Genomic DNA, 26,581 nt, shown 5'->3' on the forward strand with positions numbered 1-26,581 from the left:
CCGATCACGCAGGTGAGACAAGCGCGACCGTCGCGTCGTCCCGCATGCCGTTGAAGTACCGCACCAGCACGTCGCCGAACACCGGCGCGTCAGGCGCCACGATCTCGAACAACGTCATGCAGGAGCGCAGCTTCATGGTGTCCGGCGAGCCGAAGATAGCGTGTGCATCGGTGCCGGGCCGTTGGAGCAGCAACTCCGTGCAGTGACGCAGCCGCTCGCCCAGCACGGGGTGTTGCCAGTACGCCGTCGCCTCGGCGGCACCGTCGAGGCCGAAGAACTGTGCGGTCGCGCTGCGGCCCAGTGCCTTCAGCTGCGGAAAGACGAACCACATCCAGTGCGTGCGCTTGCGTCCCGTCGCGAGTTCCGCGCAGACCTGTGCGTACACGGGCTCCTGCGCCGTCACGAAGCGTTCCAGATCCCAGTCGATGGCCGTCGGCATGTGGATGACCTTCAGGCGCCTGGCGCCGTTGCTGTCGCCGGATCATGCTGCAGCCGAGGTGGCAAGCGATGGTCGAGCCAGTCCATGCGCCACGCCAGCAGCAGCACCGCACCGACCACGCAGGTGACGGCCAGCGCGCCCGCAAGGCCGTGCCGCTGGCGGTACGGATCGGGCGCGATGCGCTTGGCGCCCGGTGGCACGCGCGCCGTCTGCGACAGCATGCCGCCCAGGCGCACGTTGACCTTCATGCGGCCGTTGATGGCCCATCCGCTCGCATCGAGGATCGGGCCCAGGCTGCGCTGGCGCAGCTTGAGCCACGCGATCAGCATGCTCGGCCCCGAGATCGCGATCACGATGCCGACGAGCGCCACCGGAATCCACTGCCCGAGGTCGACGAACTTGCCGAAGATGCCGACCAGCACGGCGCTGATGCTGCCGAGCGCCACGCCGATGGCCGCGACAGTGCCCACGTCGATGCGGCTGCTGGTGGGCAGGATCGGCCCCGGCTTGGCCGGCGTCTTCGCCGACGCGCTGGCGTCGACCGGTGCGTCCGCCGTGGCGACTTTGCCGGCCAGTGTTTGCAGCGCGGCTTGCGAGCCGGCCTCGCTGGCTGCTGCGCGCTTCGCCACCTGTTCCTCGATCAGCCGCACGAACTTCTTGTACGGCGCGAAGAAGGCCTGCGCGACGCTGGTGGGGTTCTCGATGAGCTTCGTGATGGTGGCGTCCCAGTCGCGGCCCTGGCGGTCGTAGAACACGCCGTTGCGCCCGACGAAGAGGAAGTCGACATCGCCCGCGGTGAAGGCCGCAACGATGCTCATCTTCTCTCCCTGTCGCGTGCAGTCGCAGTACGCAAGGCAGGTCTTCGCCAGGCCGGCCAGCGTCGCGTGGCGCGCGGTGTCCTGCACCTGCACCGTGAGCTCGCAGCTGCGACCGTCGAGGTAGAGGGTGCCGGCCTGGAAGATCGCGCCCTCGCGCCGGTAGAAGGCCTTGAACGACACGAAGTTGTGCAGCAGCACGCGCAGGTCGCGCTGCAGCCGCAGCAGCTTCTCGAGGTCGGTCAGCAGGCGGTTGTGGTGCTCGGCCGCCTCGTCTTCGGCGATGAGTGCGAGCAGCGCCTCGCGCGCAGCGAGCAGGGCGTCAATGCGCTCGCGCGGCAGGCCGGCGAGTGCGTTGTCGGGCCGCGCGGCGATCCATGCCTCGCAAGGTGCGAGCTGGTGGCGCAGCGATTGCCACTGTGCCTCCTCCAGCGTGTCGCGTTCGCCGATCAACGGCCCCACGGTGTCGCGCGCGAGCGTGGCCATCGCATCGGCCCAGGCGGGGTTGAGGCTCGCGCCGTGCAGCGGCAATGCGCGACGCGGGGTCACGGGCGCCAGCGGCAGCTCGGCGATCGGTTGCGCGCTCGCATCGAGCGTGTGACCGGCGAGCGCGTCGTAAGCCTCGGGCGACGGGTTGAGCGCTGCCACGGCCTGCACGTCGTAGGCGGCCACGCGGCAGCGCGCGAAGAAGTCGTCGACCTTGGGTGCGACCGCGCGCAGGGCCTCGGCCGCAGCCAGCGTGCGCGCGCCCAGCGGCAGCAGCGCCTCTTCGTCGCCCTGCGCATACCAGTCGCGCATTGCCAGCGCGTCGGCCATGAAGGCCTCGGCGCGTGCGCGATCGAGGCCGGGCTTGCTCTCGTGGCGATCAGGTGTGCTGCCGTGGGTGCGGATCGCTTCCTCGATGACCGCGCGCAGCGTGTCGTCGTCGTCCGCGGTGTCGGGTGTGACCACGCCGTCGCCGTTGAAGCGCATGGCCGCGAGCCACTCGCCGCGGTCGGCGATGTCGGCGAGCGTCAGCGTGTGCGTGTCTTGTTTTCCGAGCAGGTCGAGGATGCGCCGGCCTTCCTTCGCGAGGTCGGCGCCCGGTGCGCGCGTGGGGTCGAGATCGTCCAGCGAGAGCGTGCCGCCGCCTGCGAGCAGCACGTCGGCGCTGCGCAGCCGTTCGCACGCCCATTGGCAGGCCGCGATGACCTCGGGCGGACGCACGCGGCCGTCGCTGTCGGAGTCGATGAGGTCAAGCGTGCGCGCATCGAAGTCGATGCCGCGCGTGGGGCAGGCGAGTGCGACCCAGAGTTTCTGATCGAGTTCGGCGATGCGCGCGATGTCCTCGCCGTTGCGGAACACCACCTGGTCCACGCCGCCCGCGCGAAGAAACTGCCAGCGGTGCGGCGAGCGAGTCGGTGTGGAGTGGCCGGGCGTGCCGGAGGGAACGGGGGCGGTGGCGGTCGTCAACGGACTGAATCCCTTCTGATGGTGGGCGGGGATGCAGGCAAAGCAAAGCGCGCCTTCATCGCACGGGCATCAGCCTAGATCGCGTGGCGGGCAAGCCTTGAGGACAGACGACGCACGGCGATGTCGTCCTAGGCCGACATCGCGCTCGACCCACGTGCAGAAGGGTCAATGCATGGTTATTTGGGGGCGGATGTTTCATGGCGACTTATCCTCGATCGCCATGGACGCCACACACATCGATCTCGATTTGCCCGAAGGGTGGAGCTGCTGGCTCGAACTCCAGCAATCCCCGGAAGGGGCTTACTCGGGAAAGGCGGAGCTTCGCGAGGGAAACGACCCGCGGTGCGTGCTGGTCATTGCGCAGCAGCCGAACCGCGAAGCCCTCATCGAACGGTTGAAGTTTCGCGCCGACTACTTCGTCGGGGAGTGGCGCATGCGGCAGGGCTCGGGCCAACCGCCACGGCCCTGAGCCTCGCGCGTCTTGCGACCGTCTTCGCGGGGCATCGGGCCCACGGCGGACTGTGGGGTGTGGGAGCGAAATGCGGCGCCACAAAAAAGAAAAGCGACCGTCCGAAGAGGTCGCTTTTTCCAGGTGAGTGAGGGTGCCATCGCACCCCGATGTCACATCCGGTACGGCGCAGGCGAGCTGATCGGCACCAGTTGATAGCCCTGCCCGTAGACCGCGCGCAGCACGAAGCCGTTTTCGCGTTGCAGCGACAGCTTGCGACGGACGTTCGTGGCGCAGGCGTCGAGCGAGCGCGTGACGGGACGCTCGGGCGGCAGCTTCCACACCGAGCTCATGAGCCACGAGCGCGTCAGCACATTGCCGAGGTTGCGGAACAGCTCGAGCGCGAAGGAGAACTGCCGCGGCTGCAGCGAGATCTCGCGGTCGCGGTGCAGCACGGTGTTGTTGCCGTCGACGAAGCGGTATTCGCCCCAGGTCCAGCGGTCCGGTGCACTCTGGCGAGCGACCGTGCCGGTGTCTTGTTCCATGTAGAGCGTGTGCATGTGCTGCACCAGCGCTTCGTTCGAGACCCGGCGCAGGTCGAAGCTGATGCCACCGCTCGGCAGGGGCATGTCCTCGAAGTAGGAAGGCAATGCGACCACATCCGGTTCGCCCTGCGCGGTGATGGGAAGGGCCGGCATGCCCAACACCCAGCACACGGTGAGAAGGCTTTCGCTGCCCATCGCATCTGGAGCTGCCAGCAGCAGGTCGAAGCGGGTGCCACGACTCAGGGTGGACAGCAACTCACCGATGCTGCTGAACGTGATGGGTCGGTGTCCGGGTCGTCTTCGATCTTGCGGCGCAGCCGCGACACCAGCACGTCGATCGTGCGGCTCACGGCGTCCGACTGGGCGCTGCGTGTCTTGAGCAGCAGCTGCTCGCGGTCGATGACGCGGTTCGCATGCAGCACGAAGACCTCGAGCAAGGCGAACTCGCCATGGGTCAGGTCGCAGGGCGAGCCGTCGCTGTGCAACAGCTCGCGGGCGGTGATGTTGAGGGTCCAGTCGCCGAACAAATAACGTTCGTGGCTCAGGCGGTCGGCGCGCAGCGAGCGCGGCATGCCGGTGCCGGCCGAGCGGCGCAGCAGGGCGCGGATGCGCGCGATGAGTTCGCGGTTGTCGAAGGGCTTGGCGACGAAGTCGTCGACAGCGGTTTCGAGGCCCAGCACACGATCGGCCGCCGTGCCCTGGCCGGTGAGGATGATGATCGGAATGCGCGAATGCGTGCGCAGCTGGCGCGCGAGCTCGATGCCGTCTTCCTTCTTCAGGCGCAGATCGATGATCACGAGCGAGAAGGCGCGCTGGTCCAGGCGCGCCGCCATGGCCAGGCCGTCCGGCACGGCCTGCGCACGAAAGCCCGATGACTCGAGCAGGTCGACCAGCGTTTCGCAGACCTCGGGATCGTCATCGACCACGAGGATTTCGGGTTTCACTACATCAAGCATGGGATTCCAAACGGCCGGGCGTTGCGCCGGTCATTCAGAATTTTTACAGACGTATGCACACCAATTGATACTAAATGGTCACATAGGTCGTCCGCAGCTCGCTTTTCGAGACTTAATTCCATTGCCCATTCACATATGCATGGGCAATGGCGGTTTCGCGCTGCGTCAGCGCGCCGCGCCGGGCGCTGGCGGCTCGACCGGCAGCGCCCGCTTGTGGGCGCTCTTGCGGTGCGTCGACACAATCACCGCGCGCGCCGCCGCCGACACCGGCTTGCCTTCGAGGAAGTCGTCGATCTGCTCGTAGCTCACGCCGAAGGCGTCTTCGTCGGGCTTGCCCGGCACCAGCGACTCGAGGTCGGCGGTCGGCACCTTGTAGACCAGCGCATCGGGTGCGCCGAGCAGCGCCGCCACCGCGCGCACGCGGCGCTTGTTGAGGCCGGTGAGCGGCGTCACGTCGGCCGCGCCGTCGCCGAACTTGGTGAAGAAACCCATGAGCGCCTCGGCCGCGTGGTCGGTGCCGATCACGAGGCCGTCGTGCGCGCCGGCCACTGCGAACTGCGCAATCATGCGCTGGCGTGCCTTGATGTTGCCGAGCACGAAGTCTTCGTGCGCCGCGTCGCGAAAGACCAGATCGCCGGCGCGCAGTGCGGCCAGCATCGCATCGGCGGCGGGGCGGATGTCCACCGTCAGCAGCCGGTCGGGGCGGATCACCGCCAGCCCTGCCTGCGCCTCGGCCTCGTCGCGCTGCACGCCGTAGGGCAGGCGCATCGCGATGAAGGTGGCATCGCGGCCTTCGGCGCGCAGCTTCTCGACCGCGCGCTGCGCGAGGCAGCCGGCGGTCAGCGAATCGACGCCGCCGCTGATGCCCAGCACCAGTGTCTTCAGCCCGGTGCTGCGCAGGTAGTCGGCGAGAAAATCGGTGCGCCGCGCGAGTTCGGTGGCGGCATCGAAGGCGGGCGCCACCTGCAGGGCCGCGATGATCTCGCGCTGCGTGGCATCGACGGGGGAAAGGTCTGCACTCATCTGTGGGGCTCTGGATGTGAGGAAGATCAGAAGTCCACCAGGCTGAGGCCGATGCTCAGCACGGTGCGCTTGCGGTTGTAGTCCACCAGCGTGTCGCCGTAGCCGTGGAACAGCTGCGTGTGGAAGCGCAGGTTGCTCTTGGTCGGGTCGCCGATGGCCTTCAGCCATTCGAGGCGCACCGAGCCGCGGCCGCTGTCGCGCAGGTTGTTGCGCACCGTGATGCCCAGCTGGTTGTCGCGGTTGAGGTTCCAGCGGCCCGTGACTTCGGCGCGGCCGATGTAGTCGGAGATGTCGGGGTTGTCGTCCTTCGCGGCGCTTTCCGACATGCGCTGCCAGACGCGGCCCGTGATGGTGAAGCGGTCGTCGAGCTCGGCGCCGCCCATCAGGTACACGCGGTTCCAGCTGCGCGACAGCGGCAGGCTCTGGCCGTTCGACTGGTGCACGATGCCCACGCCCGCATAGCGCCAGCGCCAGCCGCCGGGCAGCTTGAAGTCGGTCGGGTAGACATACATCAGCTCGGGTTCGTGGTCGGTGGTGCGGAAGGGCCGCGAGATGTCGCCGTTGAACAGCTGCCACGTCGACAGCTGCGAGTACGCGAACCACAGCGAGTCTTTCTTGACTGGGTCGTTCTGCGTGAGCATGCCCTGTGCGAGCTTGGTACGCACCGACAGGCCGATGCGCATTTCGTTCGCCTGGTAGGCCACGGGCTCGGCCGTGTGGCCGGCCGACGGCGAGGTGGGCGGCTGGGGCTTGTCGGTGGCGGCCGAGGCGGACACCGTGAGCGGACGGTAGCCGCGGAAGCCGAAGGTGCCGCAGTCGGTGGCGTTCTCGAGTTCCCAGAAGCGCGACAGCGTCGAGTACTGGCGGTCGCGGCAGCCTTCGGTGGTGGCGACCGACACCACGCGCGTGGCCGGAATCGTGCCGTCCACCGGCGGCTGCGTGCTCGCGAGCACCGGCGGCGCGACGGGCACCGACACCGAGGGCAGCGTCTGCTGCTGCGACCAGCGGTCGTAGCAGGCCAGGCGCGCTTCGTTGTTCGCGCCGAGCGCGGCGCACTGCTGCCAGGTGAGTTGTGCATCGGCCAGCGGACTGGCGGGCTTGTCGACGGCCTGTGCTTGCGCGGCAGATGCGGCACCGAGGCATGCGGCGACGGCCGCAACGGTGCGCAGAGTAAAGAGTGAAGCAGGGTGTCGTCGTGTCGTCTTCATGGCTTTCCTTCCTGTGCGACGGTCTTGCGCAGCACGAACGGGTGCGTGCGCTCGGTCGCGGCGTCGCGCCACGTGCCGCGGAATTCGCGGCCGCAGGCGCCGGGTTGCAGCGTGCCCGACCACACGCCGCTGATGGCGCGGCCGTCCAGCGATTCGTCGATGGACAGCGCGCCTTCGTCGTCGACGTCGCCCGCGAGCTGCGCGACGGTCGTCTTGGTTGAGGTGTCGGCGCGGCGCGTGATGGTGCCGCGCACGCCGGCGTATTCGGGGTGCTTGCCCAGTTGCACGACGGCGGCGCCGGGCAGGTCGTCGAAGCGGGCGTCCCACTGGCCGTACAGCGCCTGCAGCGGCAGCTCGCGTGCATCGGCGGGGCAGTTGGGGTCGTGGGGCGCGGCACAACCAGCGGCCAGGGCGGCGGCGAACAGCGCGGCCGCGATCGTCGCCATCGTCTTCATGGCGTGGCGGCGGCCTTGGCCGCGCTGTCCAGCGCCTTGCGTGCGAACTCGGCGCGCAGCGCCTTCAGTTTCTCGCGCGGGTCTTCCTTGGTCGTGGCCTTGTCCAGGCCCATCTCGGCGATGAAACGGCTCGGCATGCAGGGCACCATGTCGCGGCCTTGCTTGCGCTTCTTGGTCCAGCTCACGGCCAGGCTGCGCTGCGCGCGGGTGATGCCCACGTACATCAGGCGGCGCTCTTCCTGCAGGCGCTGCGTGGTCTCGTCGCTCACCACCTTCTGGCGGCCGTTGTCGTCGTCGAGCTTGAAGGGCAGCAGGCCCTCGGTCACGCCGATGAGCATCACGTGCGGCCATTCGAGGCCCTTGGACGCATGCAGCGTGGAGAGCGTGACCACGTTCTGGTCTTGCTCGCGCTCGCTGATGGTCGACAGCAGCGAGATGGTCTGCGCCACCTCGAGCAGGCTCTTGTGCTCGTTCGGGTTCGTGTCGTCGGCGCCCGAGGCGTCGTCGAGCGAACCGCCGGCGCGTTGCGACATCCAGTCGACGAACTCCAGCACGTTGGTCCAGCGCGTGGCGGCCGCAGCCTCGCTGTCTTCGCCGTCGTAGAGATGGCGCTCGTAGTCGATCTCCTTGAGCCACTCGAGCATGAAGGCCCGCGAGGCTTCGGCGCCCATGGTGCGGCGCGCGCGGTATTCCAGGTCGTTGATGTAGCGGCCGAACTCGTGCACGCCGTCGAGCGTGCGCTTGGGGATCACGCTCGGCAGCGAGGGGCTGAACAGCGCCGCGAACAGGCTCAGCTTGTACTGGCTCGCGAAGCTGCCCAGGCTGGCCAGCGTCGTGTGGCCGATGCCGCGCTTGGGCGTGGTGATGGCGCGCAGGAACGCCGGGTCGTCGTCGTTGTTGACCCACAGGCGAAACCAGCCGCACAGGTCCTTGATTTCGGCGCGGTCGAAGAAGCTCTGGCCGCCCGACACCTTGTACGGAATCTGTGCCTTGCGCAGTGCCTGCTCGAAGATGCGGGCCTGGTGGTTGGCGCGGTACAGGATCGCGAAGTCGCGGAACTCCTTGTACTGCTTGCCCTGCGAAACCACATCGCCCGCGCGCAGGCTGATGATGCGCGCCACCGTGCGCTCGGCCTCGTGCAGCTCGGTGTCGGCATCGACGATGCGCACCGGCTCGCCTTCGCCGAGCTCCGAGAACAGCGTCTTCGGAAACAGCTTGGGGTTGGGGCCGATCACGTTGTTGGCCGCGCGAAGAATGGCGCTGGTGGAGCGGTAGTTCTGCTCCAGCTTGATGACCTTGAGCGTCGGGTAGTCGACCGGCAGCTTCTTCAGGTTGTCGAGCGTGGCGCCGCGCCAGCCGTAGATCGACTGGTCGTCGTCGCCCACCGCCGTGAACTGGCCGCGCTCGCCGGCCAGTGCCTTGAGCACGTCGTACTGCGTGGCGTTGGTGTCCTGGTATTCGTCGACGAGGATGTGGCCCAGCGCCGCCTGCCACTTCGCGCGCACCTCGGGGAACTCGTACAGCAGCTTCAGCGGCATGCCGATGAGGTCGTCGAAGTCCACGCTCTGGTAGGCCTGCAGCCGCTCTTCGTACTGGCCCATGATCTCGGCCGTGATGCGCTCGTTGTCGTCCACCGCGGCGGCCGCGGCCTGCGTGGCGTTCAGGCCCATGTTCTTCCACTTGCTGATCGTCCACTGCCAGATGCGGGCGGTGGCGACATCGACGGTGCCGCCGCAGTCTTTCAATATCTTGGTGACGTCGTCGCTGTCCAGGATGCTGAAGGCCTTCTTCAGGCCCAGCACGTGGCCGTCTTCGCGCATCATGCGCACGCCCAGCGCGTGGAAGGTGCACACCACCACCTTGCGCGCGTCGCGCCCGATCAGGTCCTTGGCGCGTTCGCGCATTTCGGCGGCCGCCTTGTTCGTGAAGGTGATGGCCGCGATGCGCTCGGGCTTCAGGCCCGACTGGATCAGCCGGCCGATCTTGTGCGTGATCACGCGCGTCTTGCCCGAGCCCGCGCCTGCGAGCACCAGACAGGGACCGTGCATGTAATTGACCGCTTCTTGCTGGGCGAGATTGAGACCGTGGGACATGGGGGGAGGGGGAACCGGGAAAGCCGAAGAGCCGAAAAGCGGGAAGGGGCCGCATGGCGCGGCCGTCGCAAAGCGGGCAATGATACGGGCCCGGCTCCGACCGCCTGTGTCAGCGGGCATCGCGCGGCGAAGGAGGACGACAATGCCGGCGTGCTGCCTGTTTTCCTTGTTACTTTTCCTTTCTTCGCCCTGATTGCGGCCGGCTATGCCGCCGCCCGCACCCGCATCCTGCCGCTGGAGGCGATCCCGGGGCTCAACACCTTCGTGCTGTATTTCGCACTGCCCTGCATGCTGCTGCGCTTCGGCGCCGGCACGCCCATCGCGCAGCTGCTGGACGGCAGCGTGGCACTGATTTGGGGCATCTGCGCGCTGGCCGTGGTGGCGGGCGTGGTGCTGTTCACGCGCAATGCGCGCATCGGCTGGAACGACGCGGCCTTCGGCGCGCTGGTGGCGGCCTTTCCGAACACCGGCTTCATGGGCGTGCCGCTGCTGGTGGCGTTGCTGGGCGCACAGGCGGCCGGGCCGATCATCATCACCATCGCGTTCGACCTGGTCGTGACCTCGTCGCTGTGCATCGCGCTGTCGCGGCTCGACGGCGCCGGCAGTGCGGGCCGCCAGGGCGCCACGCTGGCTGCGCGCAAGGCGCTGCGCGGCATCCTCGTGAACCCGATGCCGTGGTCGATCCTGCTGGGCGTGCTGCTGTCGGCGCTGCGCTGGCAGCTGCCCGGGCCGGTCGAACGCACCATCGCCATGCTGGCCGACGCGGCCTCGCCGGTGGCGCTCTTCACCATCGGTGCCGTGCTCGCGCGCTCGGCGCTGCTGGCGCGCGAGCACGGCGCCAGCGCCATGGTGGCGGCGGCGATGGGCACCGGCGCCGGGCCCGCGCCCAAGGCCCCGCTGGCCGACGTGCTGCCCGTGGTGCTCGTGAAGCTGGTGCTGCATCCGCTGGCGGTCTGGGCGCTGGGGCGCGGTGCCATCGCGCTGGGGCTGCCGCTGGCGCCGTCGGCACTCGCGGTGATCGTGCTGGTCGCGGCGCTGCCGAGCGCGAGCAACGTGTCGATGCTGGCCGAGCGCTTCGGCGCCGACAACGGCCGCATCGCCCGCATCATCCTGTGGACGACGGTGGCGGCGTTCTTCACATTTCCGGTGGCGGTCGGCGCGCTGCGCTGACCTGAGCGGGCGCTACTCGGTCAAGACGCCGAGCTTGTACGGGTCGGCATCCGACAGCCGCTCGCACTTCGAAAAGTCGCGGCCCTGCGTGCCGTCGCAGTAGTAGGTGTTGTAGATGCGGCCAAACAGCGTCGGGCTGGCCGTGAAGAGCACGCCGTGGTCGGGCTGCCAGTTGTCCTTGGGGGCGGGCGCGGTGGCGTTGGTTTCGATCGGGCGCGCCGCGTCGGCGTTGGCAGGGGCGGGCGTGAAGTCGGCCAGTGTCTTGCGGGCTTCCTCGCCGCGCCAGCGCACCGCCAGCTCGGCCGCCGTGGGGCGGGTCGCCACCGGCACCAGGATGCCGTTGACCTGCAGGCCGTGTCCGAAGCGGTGCGTCTTGCCGGCCAGGAAGGCGTAGGCGCAGGCCGCCATGCAGTGGCCGCGCACCTCGGTCTGTACGCCGCTCTCGCGGATCGCGTCGGCATACGCGCCGGCGGCTTCGGCGGTGCCGCCGAACGAATCTTCGAAGACCACGGTGCGCACCGTGCCGCTGCTCAGGTGCTCGGTGAAGGCCTTGACCTTGCTGCCGTCGAGCGTGCCCGACACCACCAGCTGCCGACCCTGCAGTTCGAGCTCCGCCGCGCCCGCGGACCCTGCAACAGCAAGGCACGAGAGCGACACGGCGACAGCAACAACGACCCCAGCCAGAAGAGACGACGATTTCACGGCGACCTTTGCATCAAGCGAGCGGGCACGAAATCACGCGGACCCAGCAGTGGAACCGCACAGGCACAGCTTGTGCAAGGCGCGGGGTACCGTCAACTCTTTTTGCAGATTATTTCGGGGTAATCCCAGGGCATGTCTAAAGGCATACCGTGCGTTATCTCTTCAGATGAATGCTTGCGTATGCACTTGCACTGCTACAGTGGTTCCGAGTCCAAGGTGTGAATGGTGCAAGTGTGAGATCCAAGTGGGGCGCGCGATGGCAATACTGGTTCGCATCCTGATGTGGTTGGCCTGGCTCGCTGCGGTGGGCTGGTTCTGGCATGCCGGCACGCTCGGCACGGCCGCCGCGCTCGCGCTCGCTGCGCTGAGCCTCGTCGTGTTCGCCTGGCCGAACAGCATTGCGCGGCGACGGCACAACGAGCTGCGCTACGTCGACATGGGCAAGGAGCCCACCGGGTACCACTGACGGCGATACGGCGTTCGGGCCGCATCTAGGACTTTGGTCCAATGCGCGCCAGCGCAGAGCTTCCTAGGATGGCGGCGCCTTACCGCCCTCCAGGAATTTCGCCGTGCCTCTTTTTCCTCTGCGTTTTCGTTTCGCCCGTCTTCTGCTGCTGTCCGTTCCGATGGCCGTGCTCTTCGCCTGTGGCGGCGGGGGAGACGGCGGCTCGGGCGTCAGCCTCTTGCCGAACAGCGGCACGGGCACCACGCCGCCCGTCACCACCACCCCGCCCACGACGCCGCCCGATGCGCCCGACGACGGCGATGCCTTGCGCAACGCGCCATGGGTCGAGGGCGTGTTCCGCACCGCGAGCCTCTACAAGGACCGCTGCGCCGCACCGCGCACCGGCACGGGTTACGACGGCAAGCCGTTCGCCGACAAGGCCGGCCGCACGGTCGACGAGAACAACTGGCTGCGCGCCTGGATCAACGACACCTACCTCTGGTACGACGAGGCCCCCGACCTGGACCCCGCGCGCTACGCCACGGCCGACTATTTCGACCTGCTCAAGACCCACGCCGTGACGCCGTCGGGCCGGGACAAGGACCAGTTCCATTTCACCTACACCACCGAGGAGTGGGATGCGCTCTCGCTCGCCGGCACATCCGCCGGCTATGGGGCGCAGTGGGCAATCTTCGCCGACCGCCCGCCACGCGATCTGCTGGTGGCTTATGTGGAGCCCGGCTCCCCCGCAGCCGTGCCGGGTGTCGGCCTGCGGCGCGGCGACCAGGTGCTCAAGGTCAACGGCATCGATTTCGTGAACGACCCCACGCAGGAAGGTGTCGACATCATCAACGCGGGGCTTTTTCCCGCCGCACTGGGGACGCGCACGGTCTTTATCGTTCGCGACGTCGTCAGCGGCACCGTGCGCGAGGTCACGCTGACGGCCGCCTCCGTGACCTCGACGCCTGTCCAGAACGTCAAGGTGTTCCAGAACGCGGGCCGCACGGTCGGCTATCTGCAGTTCAACGACCACATCGCCCCGGCGGAGCGGCAACTCGTGGACGCGATCGATCAACTGCGCGCGGCGCAGCCGACCGAGCTGATCGTCGACCTGCGCTACAACGGCGGCGGCTATGTAGACCTGGCCAGCGAACTGGCCTTCATGGTCGCCGGAGAGGCGAACACACGCGGCAAGACCTTCGAGGCCACGCAGTTCAACGCCAAGCACACCGAGCGCGATCCGGTGACCGGCAGGACGCTCGACCCCATCCTTTTCTGGTCCACCGCCTCCGGCTTCTCTGTGCCGTACGACCAGCCCCTTCCCAGCCTCGACCTGCGGCGCGTCTACGTGCTCACGGGGCCCGACACCTGCTCGGCCAGCGAGGCGTTCATCAACGGCCTGCGCGGCATCGACATCGACGTGGTCCAGATCGGTGGCACCACCTGCGGCAAACCTTACGGCTTCTATCCCCAGGACAACTGCGGCACCACCTACTTCAGCGTGCAGTTCCAGGGCGTGAACGCCAAGGGGTTCGGCGACTACCCGGACGGTCTCGCTCCCACCTGCGCCATGCCCGACGATTTCGGCCATGCGCTCGGCGATCCGGCGGAGGCGCGCCTGGCCGCCGCGCTCTCGCACCAAGTCACGGGCGTTTGCCCTGCCGTGCCCGGCGGTCGCCTCGCCAAGAGTGCCGTCGCCGGCCCCGCCGCCCCCTTGCTGCGCAAACCCGAAGGCCTGCGCAACCGCATCCTGCGTCCGCGCTGAGGCGCCTTCGCGCTTCGCTCAGATGCTGTGCGGGTCCACGTCCACCAGCCAGCGGATCACGCCCTTGCCCTCGGGCGTGCGCCGCAGCTCGTGCAGCAGCGGCTGCCAGGCGGCCAGCAGGCGTTGCAGCGCGGCGCGTGACGGGCTTTCGATGAGCATTTGCGCGCGCTCCACATTCGCCACGCGCTGGATCGCCAGCGGCACCGCCGGGTAGCGCGTGACGAGGTCGGCGCCGGACAGGGCCTCGGCCTTGTCAGCCGCCAGGTTCAAAAAGCCCTGCGCGACGGATTGCTCGCGCGCGTCGGCGCGCAGCAGCGCCTGGAACGCGAAGGGCGGCATGGCGGCGGCCTGGCGTTCTTCGAGCTGCTGCTTGGCGAAGGCTTCGTAGTCGTGCCGGCGCAGCGCCGCGAACAGCGGATGCGGCGCGTGGTGCGTCTGGATCCACATCTCGGCCTTGGTGCCTTGCGCAGCGAGGTAGGCGGCATCGCGGCCCGCGCGGCCTGCTGATTGCATCAGCAGGCTGAACAGGCGCTCGGGCGCGCGGAAGTCGCTGGAGAACAGCGCGCCGTCGGGGTTCACTGCGGCCACCAGCGTGATGCGGCGGAAGTCGTGGCCCTTGGCGATCATCTGCGTGCCGACGAGCACGTCGACCTCGCCCGCATGCACGGCCGCGAGCTGCGATTCGAGCGCGCCCTGTTTCTTGGTGCTGTCGGCGTCGATGCGCGCGATGCGCACCGCGCTGCCGTCCGCGTGCTTCACGCCGGCGAACAGTTCGGCCAGGTGCTCCTCGAGCCGCTCGGTGCCGCGGCCCACGGGCGCGATGTCGGGGTTGCCGCAGGCCGGGCAGGCGCGCGGCACGCGCTCGGTGAAACCGCAGTGGTGGCAGCGCAGCGTGCGGTCGATCTTGTGGAACACGCGGTACGCGCTGCAGTGCGGGCATTCGCTCTTCCAGCCGCAGTCGCCGCAGGCCAGCACCGGCGCATAGCCGCGCCGGTTCAGGAAGATCATGCTCTGCTCGCCGCGCGCGATGCGCTGGCCGATGGCGTCGAGCAGCGCACCTGAAATCACCGTCTTCGGCGGCTGCAGATTCATGTCCACGAGCCGCACCGCCGGCAGCGCGCCCGCGCCGATGCGCGAAGGCATGGCCAGCCGCACATAGCGCCCGCCGGGGTCGTCGCCCTCGGGCGGCCGGCTCTGGTGCCAGCTCTCGAGCGAGGGCGTGGCCGAGCCCAGGATCACCTTGGCTTTTTCGCGCTGGCCGCGCCACACGGCGAGGTCGCGCGCCGAGTAGCGCGCGCCTTCCTGCTGCTTGTAGCTGGGGTCGTGCTCTTCGTCGACCACGATGAGCTTCAGCCCCGGGATCGACGCGAACACCGCCATGCGCGTGCCCAGCACGATGCGCGCGGCGCCGCCGTGCGCCGCCAGCCAGCTCGCGAGCCGCTGCGGGTTGGTCATGCCGCTGTGCAGCGACACCACGGCCTCGTCGCCGAAGCGGGCCTTGAAGCGGGCTTCGAGCTGCGGCGTGAGGTTGATCTCGGGCACCATCACCAGCGCCTGCGCCTCGGGGTCGCGCGCCAGCAGGTCGGCCACGCAGCGCAGGTAGACCTCGGTCTTGCCGCTGCCCGTGCTGCCGACCAGCAGGAAGGTGCCGCTCTCGGCCTCGATGCGGGCCAGCGCGGCCGCCTGCTCTTCGCTCAGTGCGATCAGGTTCGCGGACTCGGCCGTCTCGGCCACCGGTCCTGCCGTGGTCTTGCGCTTGAGGCGGCGCGCCAGCTGCGTCGTGCTCAGGTCGCGCAGTTGCGGCGGCAGGGCGGCCAGCGCGATCTCGCCGATCGAGCGCTGGTAGTAGCGGCCGGCAAACGCCACGAGGTCGCGCCAGGCCTCGCCCAGCGGCGCCAGCGCGTCGAGCGCGGCGCCGACGGGTTTGAGCGCCGTGTCGGGCTCGGCGCCTGCCATCGAGGTCGGCTCGTTCCAGACCACGCCCAGCACTTCGCGCTTGCCCAGCGGCACCCGCACCAGCGTGCCCGGCACCAGCGGCTCGGCGCCGGCGTAGCTCAGCAGGTCACCGAGCGCGGCATGCGCGGGCGTCTGCACCGCGATGTCGAGTCGCCAGGGGCAGGACACGTTTGGGGTGGATGTGACCGGTGGCGCGCCGTCTGCGGGCGGCGATTCGGCGGAGGGGCTGGGCGTCCTTTTTGGCAAGGTTTGTTAATGCGTTTTGGAGCAAGACCGCTTAAGTTGTTGATTTCACAGCGCTTTGGCGGTCATCCAGAGTTTCTGTGGATAACTTTGTTGACAAGACGGCTGGATGGCCGCCGAAGCCTTGATTTTCAAGGCTTCCGCTGGAATGCCTGTAAAAAAAGCAAAAATCAAAACCTATATAAATCAACCACTTAGCGTCGCTATTGGTTTAGGAGCAGAACCAATGCCCCCTCAGATAATCTTGCGCAGTGCAACACGCGTTTTGTGCATAAGTCGGGCGTCCGGGGCCGTTTTAGGGCTTGACAAACGCCGGCCGACTGGCTTTTAGGGGGCGCTGAGTCTGCCAACCGAACGGTCGGCAGATTACAGTTGTCAACGTCAGGCGCGCAGTGCGCGCGACTGGTCGTGCACCGCCTGAACCAGCGCCGACACGTGGTCGGGCGGCGTGAACTGGCTGATGCCGTGGCCCAGGTTGAAGATGTGCGTCGGGCCCGCCGTGGTGCGGTCGGTGTGGGGCTTGCCGAAGGCCTGCAGCACCTTGCCGACCTCGGCTTCGATGGCCGCGGGCGGGGCGAACAGCACGTTCGGATCGATGTTGCCCTGGATCGCCTTGGCCTTGTCCTCGGCACCTTCGGCCACCAAGCGGCGCGCGGCGGCGAGGTTCACGGTCCAGTCGACGCCGAGCACTTCGCAGTCGAGCGCACGCATGGCGCCCAGCCACAGGCCGCCGCCCTTGGTGAAGACGAGGCGCGGCACTGGCTGCCCGTCGGGGCCGTTGCGCTTCAGGCCGGCGAGCACGCGGGCGGTGTAGGCCAGGCTGAATTCGTGGAACGCGCCGTCGGCGAGCACGCCGCCCCAGCTGTCGAAGATCATCACGGCCTGTGCGCCGGCGTCGATCTGCGCGTTGAGGTACGCGGCCACCGAGTCGGCATTGATCGCGAGGATGCGGTGCATCAGGTCGGGGCGGCCGTACAGCATGCTTTTGACGAGGCGGTAGTCGCTCGAACCCGCGCCTTCGACCATGTAGCAGGCCAGCGTCCACGGGCTGCCCGAGAAACCGATCAGCGGCACCCGGCCGTTGAGCGCCTTGCGGATCGAGCCCACGGCGTCGAACACGTAGCGCAGCTTGTCCAAGTCGGGCACTTCAAGCGCGGCCACGGCCGCTTCGTCGCGCACCGGGCGTGCAAAGCGCGGGCCTTCGCCGGCCTCGAACGACAGGCCCAGGCCCATCGCGTCGGGCACCGTGAGGATGTCCGAGAACAGGATGGCCGCGTCGAGCGGGTAGCGCGCCAGCGGCTGCAGCGTGACCTCGGTGGCGTAGTCGGTGTTGGTGGCCAGCCCCATGAAGCTGCCGGCCTTGGCGCGCGTGGCAACGTATTCAGGGAGGTAGCGGCCGGCCTGGCGCATGAGCCAGACGGGCGTGTGATCGGTGGCCTGGCGCCAGCAGGCCCGCAGGAAGGTGTCGTTTTGCAAAGGGGCGAAAGGCATGGCCCGATTGTCGCAGGGCCCTTTGCATTCGCCGTCAGTTGACCGACAGCGCACTTTGCGTTGCATCAACCCGCCCCGATGCGCCACGGCGCGCGCGAGCCGCGAGCATCCGTTCCCGACAACAACTTCGGTCTGGAACGGACATGGCGCAGCAGCAGGTTTTCGATGTGGTGGTGGTGGGCGCCGGCTCGGCCGGCTGCGTGCTGGCGCACCGGCTGGTGCGTGCCGGGCGCCGCGTGCTGTTGCTGGAGGCGGGTCCGCCCGACGACGACCGCTTCATCCACATGCCCGCCACCTTCGTGCGCGTGATCGGCACCGAGCGCACCTGGGCCTACGAGAGCGAGCCGCAGCCCGCCGCGGCCGGCCGCAAGATGGTCGTGCCGCAGGGCCGCACGCTGGGCGGCGGCAGTTCGGTCAACGCCATGGTCTACGTGCGCGGCACGCCGGCCGACTACGACGGCTGGGAGGCGCAGGGCTGTGAAGGCTGGGGCTGGCGCGACGTGCTGCCGTGGTTCCGCAAGGCCGAGGGCAACGGGCGCTTCGCCTGCGAGCTGCACGGCACCAACGGGCCGCTGAAGGTGAGCGACACGCGCTTTCGCCATCCGCTGAGCCTGGCCTTCCTGCGCGCCGCGCAGCAGAGCGGGCTGGCCTACAACGACGACTTCAACGGCGCCGGCCAGGCCGGCGTCGGCTTCTACCAGACCACCACCTTCGAAGGCCGGCGCGCCAGCACCGCCGCCACCTACCTCGCGGCCGTGCGCGACGACCCCAAGCTCACCGTGGTGACGGGCGCGCACGTGCTGCGCGTGCTGATGCAGGACGGCGCGGCGACCGGCGTCGTCTACCGCACGGGTCGCAACGGCAGCGGCGAAGAAGTGGTGGCCACCGCGCGCGACGAAGTGATCCTCTCGGCCGGCGCGCTCGCCTCGCCCAAGCTGTTGCTGCTGTCGGGCATCGGCCCCGGCGCGCAGCTGCAGGCGCTCGGCCTGCCGGTGGTGAAAGACCTGCCCGGCGTGGGCGAGAACTTCCAGGACCACCTCGAGGTGTCGGTCTACGGTCGCACGCGCGAGCCCGTGAGCCTGCTGGGCAACGACCGCGGCCTGGCGGCGTTGAAGCACGGCCTGCAATGGATGTGCTTCGGCTCCGGCCTGCTCACGTCGAACGTGGTCGAGAGCGGCGGTTTCGTCGACACCACCGGCGAGGGCCGGCCCGACCTGCAGTTCCATGTGCTGCCCGTGCTCGTGGGCGATGTCGACCGCGCGCCGCTGGCCGGCCACGGCCTGTCGATCAACCCCTGCTTTTTGCGCCCGAAGTCGCGCGGCCGCGTGGCGCTGCGCAGCGCCGACCCGATGGCGCCGATCCTGTTCGACGGCGGCTACCTGCAGGCGCAGGCCGACGTCGACACGCTGGTGCGCGGCGTGAAGCTGGCGCGCCGCATCCTGCGCGCGCCGGCGCTGCGCGAGGTGGTGTCCGAAGAGCTCGCGCCCTCCGCGGCCGACGACATGACCGACGACGCCATCGAGGCCTACGTGCGCGAGCGCGCCAAGACCGTCTACCACCCGAGCGGCACCTGCCGCATGGGCAGCGACGGCATGGCCGTGGTCGATGCGCACATGCGCGTGCACGGCGTCGCGAAGCTGCGCGTGTGCGATGCCTCGGTGATGCCTTCACTGGTCAGCGGCAACACCAACGCGCCGACCGTGATGCTGGCCGAGCGCTGCGCGGACTTCGCGCTGTCAGGCAACTGAGATTGCACGTTCGGTCAATCGCCAAAGCGCGCCGAAACCTAGAGTCCTTTTCAACAAGGAGACAGAGCAAATGAGTGCTACAGATTCCATGGCCGGCAAGGTCGCCTTCATCACCGGCGGCGGCACCGGCATCGGTGCGGCGGTGGCCGCGCAGTTCGTCGCCGCGGGCGGTCGCGTGGTGCTGATGGGGCGCCGCCTCGCGCAGCTCGAAGTGGTGGCGTCCAAGCTCGGCGGGCTCGCGGTGGCGGGCGATGCGGCGAACACTGCCGATGTGCAGCGCGCCCTGGCTGCTGCGCGCGAACGCTTCGGCGGCGTCGACGTGCTGGTCGCCAATGCAGGCGGCCACGGCGTGGGCGACGCGCTCGCGACCGACGACGCTTCATGGGCGCTGTCCACGCGCCTGAACCTCGACACCGCCTTCGTCTGCGCACGCGAGCTGCTGCCCGAGCTCATTGCACGGCGCGGCAACATCGTCGTGCTCTCGTCGCTCGCGGGCCACTTCGCGGGGCCGGGCGTGGTCGGCTACGTGACCATGAAGCACGCGCTCATCGGCCTCGTGCGTTCGCTGGCACGCGACTACGGCCAGAAGGGCGTGCGCGTGAACGCCGTGTGCCCCGGCTGGGTGCGCACCGAGATGGCCGACGAACAGATGCAGGTGCTTGTCGACAAGCACCGCCTGCCGAACACCGACGCGGCCTACGACCTCGTCACGCGCGACGTGCCCATGGGCCGCGCCGCGCGCCCGGACGACGTGGCGAACGCCGTGCTGTTCCTTGCTTCGCCGCTGGCCGCGATGGTTAGCGGCAGTTCGCTGATGGTCGATGGCGGCGCGTCCGCGGTCGACCTGCCCACCATCGCCTTCGCGCACGACGCTTGAGGAACACGCCATGAGTAACCACACTGCAGTCGCGAAACCCGCGGACTGGAAAAACTACGACGACTTCGCCGCAGGCATTGCCACCAACCGCCTGCCCGCCACCGACGCGCTCGCCGGCCAGACGCTGGCGCTCGCACTGCCCGACTTCAAACTCACGCTGCAGCCGCGCGCGCAGCACACGCTCGACTGGCACGAAGACGGCGCACGCGGCGGCCAAGGCACCGGCGACTGGTACGAAGCCATCGAGGTCGCGCCCGACACCTTCTTCCTCGACATCACGCAGGCCAGCCGACCGACCGAGGCGCTGACCGTTGTCGTCAACACACGCACGCGCCGCGTGCTCGCGATTCGCTGCCGCATCGTCGGCGCCGACGAGGCCGCGGGCCAGCCGCGCGTGCCGCAGGACTTCTGGCCCGGCACGCTCGAAGGCGGCATCGCCACCGGCAGCGTGCCGCACGCCACGCGCGACCTCATCGGCCTGCGCACCTGGCAGACCTACAGCCCGAACCACACCTACGAGCACACCTACCTGAGCGCCGAACGCTATGCGTGGCAGTGCCTCGTGGGCGTGCAGCGCGGCCACGGCGACGTCGACCTGGCGAGCTACTGGAAGTTCGACGACGACCAGTACGTCTTCACCTTCCGCGAGTTCCTGATTCCGGTCGCGTCGGTGTTCTTCTTCGACTTTGCGAACGGCCGCTCGACCGGCAAGTTCCTCGGCGTCACCGGTGCCGGCGAGATCGCCAACAACCCCGCCGGTGCCTTCATGCGCAAGGCCTCGCAGACCTTCTACCCGCCCGAGTTCGGGCCCGTCTGACTTCACCGTTTCCAGGAGCTTTTGTCATGCGCACCCCTTACCAGATCGTGGCCGACCACTACGCCGCCTCCGACCGCCACGACCTCGCCGCGATGTTCGCCGACGTGGCCAACGACGTGCAGTGGACCGAGATGGCTGGCTTTCCGTGCGCCGGCACGCACGTCGGCCCCGCGCAGGTGGTCGAGAAGGTCTTCCAGGTGCTCGGCGCCGAATGGGAGGGCTACCGCTTCGTGCTCGAGCGGCTGGTCGATGGCGGCGACACCGTGGTCGGCATCGGCGACTACCACGCGCGCCACCGCACCACCGGAAAGCCGATGCAGGCCCGCGTCACGCATGTGTGGCAGGTGCAGGGCGGCCAGGTTCGGCGCTTCGAGCAGTTCACCGACACGCTGCTCGTGGCGCGCGCCATGCAGCCGTGACGCCTCTTTCTTTCGCATCCCTCGCATCCCTTCCCGGAGCCCGCCCATGAATCTGCGCGACCTGTCGATCGAACACCTCGGCCAGGTGGGCCTGCAGGCGCAGCGCCGCCGCGGCAACCACATCGACGGCCACGAGGTCGTGCCCCGCAACGGGCAGTACCTGCCGGTCGTCGATCCGGCCACCGAGATGACCGTGGCCGAGGCGCCCGACAGCGGCGCGGACGACGTGCATGCGGCCGTCGCCGGCGCGCGCCGCACCTTCGAGAGCGCCGCGTGGAAGTCGCTGCGACCGGCCGACCGCGAGCGCATGCTGTACACGCTCTCGACGCTCATCGAATCGCACGCCGACGAACTCAGCGCGCTCGAGACGCTGCAAAGCGGCAAGCTGCGCGGCATCGCACGCATGGTCGATGTGGGCGCAGGCGCGGAGTTCGTGCGCTACATGGCGGGCTGGGCCACCAAGCTCGAAGGCCAGACGCTCGACAACTCCATCGGCATTCCCGGTGCGCAGTGGGTCACGTACACGCGGCGTGAGCCGGTGGGCGTGGTCGCGGCCATCGTGCCGTGGAACTTTCCGCTCGCCATCGCGCTGTGGAAGGTGGCGCCCGCGCTCGCGGCCGGCTGCACCGTGGTGCTCAAGCCCTCGGAAGAAACACCGCTCACCGCGCTGCGGCTGGCCGAGCTGGCGCTGGAGGCGGGCTTTCCGCCGGGCGCGCTCAACGTGGTGTGCGGGCGCGGCGCCACGGCCGGTGCGGCGCTGGCCGCGCACCCGGACATCCGCAAGATCAGCTTCACCGGATCGACGGCGGTGGGCCGGCACATCGGCCACGCGGCTGTCGACAACATGGCGCGCTTCACGCTGGAGCTGGGCGGCAAGTCGCCGCTCATCGTGCTCGGCGATGCCGACCCCGTGGCGGCGGCGCAGGGCGCGGCCAACGGCATCTTCTTTCACCAGGGCCAGGTGTGCACAGCCGGCTCTCGCGTGTACGTGCAGCGCAGCCTGTTCGACGAGGTGGTGCGCCGGCTCGCGCAAGCGGCCGAAGGCCTGCACATCGGCTCAGGCTTCGACCCGAAGGCGCAGTTCGGGCCGCTCGTGTCCAAGCGCCACCTGACGCGCGTGATGGCGCACATCGACGGCGCGGTGGCCGAGGGCGCGACGCTGGTCACGGGCGGGCGCCTGGCGTTCGACGGCGGCTGCTTCGTGCAGCCCACCGTGTTCGTCGATGCGCAGCCGTCGATGCGCATCGCGCGCGAAGAAGTGTTCGGGCCGGTCGCGACCGTGGTGCCTTTCGACGATGTCGACGACGCGGTGCGCCTGGCCAACGACAGCGCCTACGGCCTGGCCGCCAGCGTCTGGTCGAACGACCTCTCGGCTGTGCACCGCATCGTGCCGCGCCTGCAGGCGGGCGTGGTCTGGGTCAACGCGCACAACGTGCTCGACAACGCGCTGCCGCTGGGCGGCGTGAAGCAGTCGGGCAGCGGGCGCGACCTGGGGCGCGCGGCGGTGGAGAGCTTCACCGAACTCAAGAGCGTGTGCATGGCGGTGTAGCCCCGCCCCGGTTTCGATCACCAAGAAAGAAGGAGACACCTCATGCAAAGCAAAAGACGAATCGCGCTGTCGGCCGTTGCCGGCGCGCTGGGCCTTGCCGGTTTCAGCGGCGCCTGGGCGCAAGCCAGCCCCGACTGCGGCCTCAACACCGGCAAGCCCGCCACGGGCGAGCCCATTCCCATCGGCGCTGTGGTCGGCAAGACCGGCCCCGACGACTTCAGCGCCTCGGGCCAGGCGGCGGCCGCGTACTTCAAGTGCGTCAACGCCAACGGCGGCATCAACGGCCGCCCGGTCGACTACCTCGTGCTCGACGACCAGTGGAACCCCGAGACGGCGGCGCAGGTCGCCTCCAAGCTCGTGAAGGACCGCAAGGTGGTCGCGCTCGCGGGCAGCACCAGCTTCGTGGAGTGCGGCGCCAACGCCAAGATGTACGCCGACGAGGGCGTGATGGTCATCGCCGGCACCGGCGTGCCGCGCGAGTGCTTCAACGCGCGCAACTACGTGCCGGTGAACGCGGGGCCGCGCGTGTCGGCCACCATCGCCGCGATGTACGCCGCGCAGAAGTACAAGGCCAGGAAGATGGTCTGCATCATTCCGAACATCCCGAGCCTGGGCAACTGGGCCTGCGAAGGGCCGAAGGAATGGGGCAAGAAGAACGGCGTGACGGTCGAGACCCTCACCATTGACCCCGGCTCGGCCGACGCCACCTCGACGATGCTGCAGGCCGCCGCGAAGAAGCCTGACGTCATCATCATGAACGTGCCCAAGGGCATCCTCGTGCCGATGCTGGCCGCGGCCGAGCAGCAGAACCTGGGCAAGAAGATCCACTTCGTGTCGGCCGCACCGGCCTACAACGCCGACGTGCCCAAGGCCATCGGGCCGTACTGGAAGGGCAACTTCGACGTCAACCTCGAATTCAACCCGCTCGAATCGGCCGGCCCCGACAACAAGAATTGGCTCGCCGTGATGGACAAGCACGGTGCCAAGAGCGACCCGCGCGACACCTTCTCGCAGGCCGGCTACCTGGCCGCGCGGCTCGTCACGCAGGCGATGCTGAAGATGGACCCGAAGAAGATAGACCGCGCCAGCGTGACCGACGCGCTGCGCAAGGTGAGCGACTTCCGCAGCGACATCCTGTGCAAGCCCTTCTACGTGGGCAGCGGCAACCGCCACAACGCGAACAACAGCGGCCCCATGGCCAGCCCCGACGGCAACGGCTGGCGCTTTGCACCCGGCGGCTGCCTCACGGCGGACGACCCGGAGCTGGTCGACATCCGCGCCGACGAGCAGAAGATGGGCCTCAAGTAAGCGCGCCGGGCCATGGAGGACTACCTGCCTTTCGTCATCTCGGGCCTGGGCCTGGGCGCGGTCTACGCGCTCTCGGGCGTGGGGCTGGTGGTGCTCTATCGCTCGTCGGGCGTGCTGAACTTCGCCTTCGGGGCCATCGGCGCGCTGGGCGCTTACGTGGCCTGGACGCTGCTCGAAGCCGACTGGCCGCAGGGCCTGGCGTGGTGCGCGGCCATCGCCGCGTCGATGCTGCTGTCGCTGGCCTACGGGCGCCTGCTGGCACCGCGCCTGTCGCACCGCGACCCGACCATCCGCAGCATCGCCACCTTGGGCTTCGCGCTCGTGGTGGTGGGCTTCACCGAATGGACCTGGGGCGAGCAGCCGCGTCGCCTCGTGCTGCCGACCGACGGCGGCGCGCTCGAATTCGTGCTGGGCGAGGTCGAGGTGCGGCTCACGCACACGCGCGCACTCGGTCTCGCGCTCGCGGTGTTGATGATGGGCGGCGTCGGCCTGCTGCTGTCGAAGACGCGCGTGGGTTTGAAGATGCGCGCGCTGGCCAACGACCGCGACCTGAGCGCGCTGCTCGGCATCCGCGTGCTCGGCGTCGACACCGTGGCGTGGATCCTGAGCGGCGCCTTCGCGGGCGTGTGCGGGCTGCTGCTTGCGAACATCGTGCGGCTGCAGGCCACGTTGCTGACCTTTCTCGTGATTCCGGCGTTCGCCGCCGCCATCATCGGCCGGCTGCATTCGTTGCCGGCGACCGTGGCGGGTGGCATCGCGATCGGCGTGCTGGAGGCACTGGCAATCACGGTGCCGGGCTTCACGGCCTTTCGCACGGCCACGCCGTTCCTGATCGCGCTGGCCATGATCGTCCTCTACCGCGCGGGGACGCGCTCGGCATGAACGCATCGATTCTCGAAGGCGCAGTGGCCGCGCCCGACGCAGCACCCGCCGCGCTCGCGCAGGCCGCGCGCCGCGCCCGCCGCTCGCTCCTCTTGATGGTGGTCTGCGTGCTGCTGATCGGCTGGGTCGTGCCGTGGTTCGCGAACGCGTACTGGATCAAGACGTTGACCTCGTCGCTCGCGCTGTCGGTCGCGGCGGCCGGCGTGGCGCTGCTCTACGGGCAGCTCGGGCTGGTGTCGCTGTGCCAGTACGCGCTGCTCGGCGCGGGCGGCTGGGTCGCATTGCGCGCGGGGCATGGGCTGGGCTGGCCCTTCGAGCTGTCGGTGCTCGCAGGCGGGTTGCTGTCGTGCGCCGTCGGCATGCTCGCGGGCCTGCCGGCGCTTCGGCTCAAGGGGCTGTACCTGGCGCTCGTCACGATGATGATGGCGGGCGGCTTTCAGGTGGTCATCAACGTGACGGGCTTTCCCGACGGCGGCGCGGGCTGGCTGGGTCGCGTGTTCGGCAGCGAGCGGCTGATGATGCCGCGCCCCGCGCTGGCGCTCTCGGATGCAGCGTACTTCCGCTACGTGGCCGTGTGGCTGGCCGCGGTGCTGGCGCTGATCGAGCTACACCGGCGCACGCGTGCAGGCCGCTCGTGGGCGCTGATAAGGCGCGGCGAGGCGGCGGCCGTGGCGGCCGGCGTGAACATCCTGCGCTACCAGACCTGGGCCTTCGGGCTTGCGGGCTTCTGCGCGGGCGTGGCCGGCGCGCTGCTCGCGGGCGGCGTGGGGCAGCTCGACGGGCGCGCCTTCACGGCCGGCGAATCGGTGATGCTGTTCGCGCTCACGGTGGTGGGTGGCGTGTACCACTGGGCCGGCGCGCTCATCGCAGGCTTGCTGCTGCGCGCGGTGCCGGCGCTGCTGACCGACTTCGGCGTCAACGGCTACCTCGCGATGATCTTCTTCGGCGTGGCGCTGCTGCATGCGCTCATCACCGCGCCGAGCGGCATCGCCGGGCAACTGATGGGCGCGTTCGAGGCGGTGCGCAAGCGCTTCGCTTCGCCGAAGGACAAGGACGTCGCGCCATGATCTGCATCGACGATCTCACCGTCGCCTTCGGCGGCGTCAAGGCCATCGATGCGCTCACGGCCCAGCTCGATGCGCCCGTGTGCGGGCTCATCGGGCCGAACGGTGCGGGCAAGACCACGCTGGTCAATGTGCTCAGCGGCCTCGTGTCGCCGAGCGCCGGCCGCGTGGCGGTGGACGGCGCCGACCTGCTGGGATTGAAGCCCATCGCGCGCGTGCGCTTCGGCCTGCGCCGCTCGTTCCAGACCGAGCAGGTGGTGGAAGACCTCAGCGTGTGGGACAACGTGCGAGCCTTGCTCGACCATGTGCCGCACGCGCGCGGCGAGGCCACGTCGCAGGTGGCGCGTGCGCTGTCGCACACGGGCCTGCTCGACGTGGCGACCCTCATGGGCCATCGCCTCAATCTGTTCCAGCGCCGCATGCTCGAGCTCGCGAAGTCGCTCGTCGGTGCGCCCAAGCTGCTGCTGCTCGACGAGCCCGGCGCCGGCCTCACCGAGCAGGAGGCCGGCGTGCTGCGCCGCACGATCGGCTCGGTGCATGCGTTCTGCGGTGCGCAGGTGCTGCTGATCGACCACGATGTCGACCTGATCGCCGCGACCTGCACACAGACCCTGGTGCTCGACTTCGGCCGCCGCCTCGCGCTCGGCCCGACGCGCGAGGTGCTTGACGATCCGGCCGTGCGCAAGGCCTACCTGGGAACGGAGTGAGAAC

General features: G+C 69.1%; 23 protein-coding genes and 1 pseudogene. 13 read left to right on the top strand and 11 right to left on the bottom strand.

The window, feature by feature from the left end; translation table 11 throughout:
- Positions 1–4 precede the first annotated feature (4 nt).
- A complete protein-coding gene (locus CY658_RS01190) occupies positions 5–439 on the bottom strand; it encodes a DUF1810 domain-containing protein (RefSeq protein WP_101488496.1) in 435 nt (144 codons plus the stop codon).
- An 11-nt stretch (positions 440–450) separates the two neighbouring features.
- Positions 451–2,706, bottom strand: a complete 2,256-nt coding sequence (locus tag CY658_RS01195; protein WP_101488497.1) for a hypothetical protein — start codon at positions 2,704–2,706, stop codon at positions 451–453.
- A gap of 220 nt (positions 2,707–2,926) precedes the next feature.
- On the opposite strand from CY658_RS01195, the gene CY658_RS01200 reads away from it, so the two are divergent.
- Entirely contained in the window at positions 2,927–3,175 is a 249-nt protein-coding gene (locus CY658_RS01200; RefSeq protein WP_143713518.1) for a hypothetical protein, read from the top strand.
- A 152-nt stretch (positions 3,176–3,327) separates the two neighbouring features.
- Here the strand turns inward: CY658_RS01200 and CY658_RS01205 are convergent, their stop codons facing one another.
- The 6 genes from CY658_RS01205 to CY658_RS01230 all read right to left on the bottom strand — a co-directional run bounded on the left by CY658_RS01205 (position 3,328) and on the right by CY658_RS01230 (position 9,434).
- On the bottom strand, positions 3,328–3,954 hold the full coding sequence (locus CY658_RS01205) for a winged helix-turn-helix domain-containing protein (protein WP_143713519.1): 627 nt from the start codon (positions 3,952–3,954) through the stop codon (positions 3,328–3,330).
- Positions 3,939–4,655 carry a response regulator transcription factor gene (locus CY658_RS01210; protein ID WP_101488500.1) on the bottom strand — a complete coding sequence of 239 codons (717 nt, stop codon included), beginning with the start codon at positions 4,653–4,655 and terminating at the stop codon, positions 3,939–3,941. Before CY658_RS01210 ends, CY658_RS01205 begins: the two co-directional genes overlap by 16 nt.
- A gap of 165 nt (positions 4,656–4,820) precedes the next feature.
- The gene (gene nadE, locus CY658_RS01215) at positions 4,821–5,678 is read right to left on the bottom strand and encodes an ammonia-dependent NAD(+) synthetase (RefSeq protein WP_101488501.1); all 858 of its coding nucleotides are present in this window, start codon (positions 5,676–5,678) and stop codon (positions 4,821–4,823) included.
- Between the two features lie 26 nt (positions 5,679–5,704).
- Positions 5,705–6,886, bottom strand: coding sequence for a phospholipase A (locus tag CY658_RS01220; RefSeq protein WP_101488502.1), 1,182 nt, complete (start codon positions 6,884–6,886; stop codon positions 5,705–5,707).
- Positions 6,883–7,341, bottom strand: a complete 459-nt coding sequence (locus CY658_RS01225; protein ID WP_257884613.1) for a hypothetical protein — start codon at positions 7,339–7,341, stop codon at positions 6,883–6,885. Before CY658_RS01225 ends, CY658_RS01220 begins: the two co-directional genes overlap by 4 nt.
- Positions 7,338–9,434 (bottom strand): ATP-dependent helicase, encoded by a 2,097-nt coding sequence (locus CY658_RS01230; RefSeq protein WP_101488503.1) that lies wholly within the window; start codon positions 9,432–9,434, stop codon positions 7,338–7,340. Before CY658_RS01230 ends, CY658_RS01225 begins: the two co-directional genes overlap by 4 nt.
- A 150-nt stretch (positions 9,435–9,584) precedes the next feature.
- Between CY658_RS01230 and CY658_RS01235 the strand changes: the two genes are divergently transcribed.
- Positions 9,585–10,604, top strand: coding sequence for an AEC family transporter (locus tag CY658_RS01235; protein WP_101488504.1), 1,020 nt, complete (start codon positions 9,585–9,587; stop codon positions 10,602–10,604).
- 12 nt (positions 10,605–10,616) lie between these two features.
- On the opposite strand, the gene CY658_RS01240 is transcribed toward CY658_RS01235, so the two are convergent.
- Positions 10,617–11,306: a hypothetical protein gene (locus CY658_RS01240; protein WP_257884614.1), complete on the bottom strand. Its 690-nt coding sequence runs from the start codon at positions 11,304–11,306 to the stop codon at positions 10,617–10,619.
- 256 nt (positions 11,307–11,562) lie between these two features.
- On the opposite strand from CY658_RS01240, the gene CY658_RS01245 reads away from it, so the two are divergent.
- Positions 11,563–11,772, top strand: a complete 210-nt coding sequence (locus CY658_RS01245) for a hypothetical protein (protein ID WP_099794875.1) — start codon at positions 11,563–11,565, stop codon at positions 11,770–11,772.
- A gap of 103 nt (positions 11,773–11,875) precedes the next feature.
- Positions 11,876–13,516, top strand: a complete 1,641-nt coding sequence (locus CY658_RS01250; RefSeq protein WP_219589568.1) for a S41 family peptidase — start codon at positions 11,876–11,878, stop codon at positions 13,514–13,516.
- 18 nt (positions 13,517–13,534) lie between these two features.
- On the opposite strand, the gene priA is transcribed toward CY658_RS01250, so the two are convergent.
- Positions 13,535–15,610 (bottom strand): replication restart helicase PriA, encoded by a 2,076-nt coding sequence (priA, locus tag CY658_RS01255; protein ID WP_101490166.1) that lies wholly within the window; start codon positions 15,608–15,610, stop codon positions 13,535–13,537.
- A 486-nt stretch (positions 15,611–16,096) separates the two neighbouring features.
- On the bottom strand, positions 16,097–17,206 hold the full coding sequence (gene hemE / locus CY658_RS01260) for a uroporphyrinogen decarboxylase (protein ID WP_101488507.1): 1,110 nt from the start codon (positions 17,204–17,206) through the stop codon (positions 16,097–16,099).
- A gap of 143 nt (positions 17,207–17,349) precedes the next feature.
- Between hemE and CY658_RS01265 the strand changes: the two are divergent.
- The 9 genes and pseudogenes from CY658_RS01265 to CY658_RS01305 form a co-directional block, all read left to right on the top strand.
- Positions 17,350–18,945, top strand: a pseudogene (locus CY658_RS01265) (GMC family oxidoreductase); the annotation flags it as partial.
- 79 nt (positions 18,946–19,024) lie between these two features.
- Positions 19,025–19,831, top strand: coding sequence for an SDR family NAD(P)-dependent oxidoreductase (locus CY658_RS01270; RefSeq protein ID WP_180838824.1), 807 nt, complete (start codon positions 19,025–19,027; stop codon positions 19,829–19,831).
- Positions 19,832–19,841: 10 nt separating this feature from the next.
- On the top strand, positions 19,842–20,648 hold the full coding sequence (locus CY658_RS01275; protein WP_101488510.1) for a MoaF C-terminal domain-containing protein: 807 nt from the start codon (positions 19,842–19,844) through the stop codon (positions 20,646–20,648).
- A 26-nt stretch (positions 20,649–20,674) separates the two neighbouring features.
- Positions 20,675–21,067: a nuclear transport factor 2 family protein gene (locus CY658_RS01280; protein ID WP_099794882.1), complete on the top strand. Its 393-nt coding sequence runs from the start codon at positions 20,675–20,677 to the stop codon at positions 21,065–21,067.
- A 46-nt stretch (positions 21,068–21,113) separates the two neighbouring features.
- Positions 21,114–22,616, top strand: coding sequence for an aldehyde dehydrogenase family protein (locus CY658_RS01285; RefSeq protein WP_101488511.1), 1,503 nt, complete (start codon positions 21,114–21,116; stop codon positions 22,614–22,616).
- Positions 22,617–22,658: 42 nt separating this feature from the next.
- A complete protein-coding gene (locus CY658_RS01290) occupies positions 22,659–23,924 on the top strand; it encodes an ABC transporter substrate-binding protein (RefSeq protein ID WP_101488512.1) in 1,266 nt (421 codons plus the stop codon).
- Between the two features lie 12 nt (positions 23,925–23,936).
- Positions 23,937–24,806: a branched-chain amino acid ABC transporter permease gene (locus tag CY658_RS01295; protein WP_101488513.1), complete on the top strand. Its 870-nt coding sequence runs from the start codon at positions 23,937–23,939 to the stop codon at positions 24,804–24,806.
- Positions 24,803–25,873, top strand: a complete 1,071-nt coding sequence (locus tag CY658_RS01300; RefSeq protein ID WP_101488514.1) for a branched-chain amino acid ABC transporter permease — start codon at positions 24,803–24,805, stop codon at positions 25,871–25,873. Before CY658_RS01295 ends, CY658_RS01300 begins: the two co-directional genes overlap by 4 nt.
- Positions 25,870–26,577, top strand: coding sequence for an ABC transporter ATP-binding protein (locus CY658_RS01305; RefSeq protein ID WP_101488515.1), 708 nt, complete (start codon positions 25,870–25,872; stop codon positions 26,575–26,577). The genes CY658_RS01300 and CY658_RS01305 overlap by 4 nt, the downstream gene beginning before the upstream one ends.
- Positions 26,578–26,581 lie beyond the last annotated feature (4 nt).

The organism is Variovorax sp. RO1 (genome assembly GCF_002849325.1).
In the GTDB taxonomy this organism is placed as follows: domain Bacteria; phylum Pseudomonadota; class Gammaproteobacteria; order Burkholderiales; family Burkholderiaceae_C; genus Variovorax.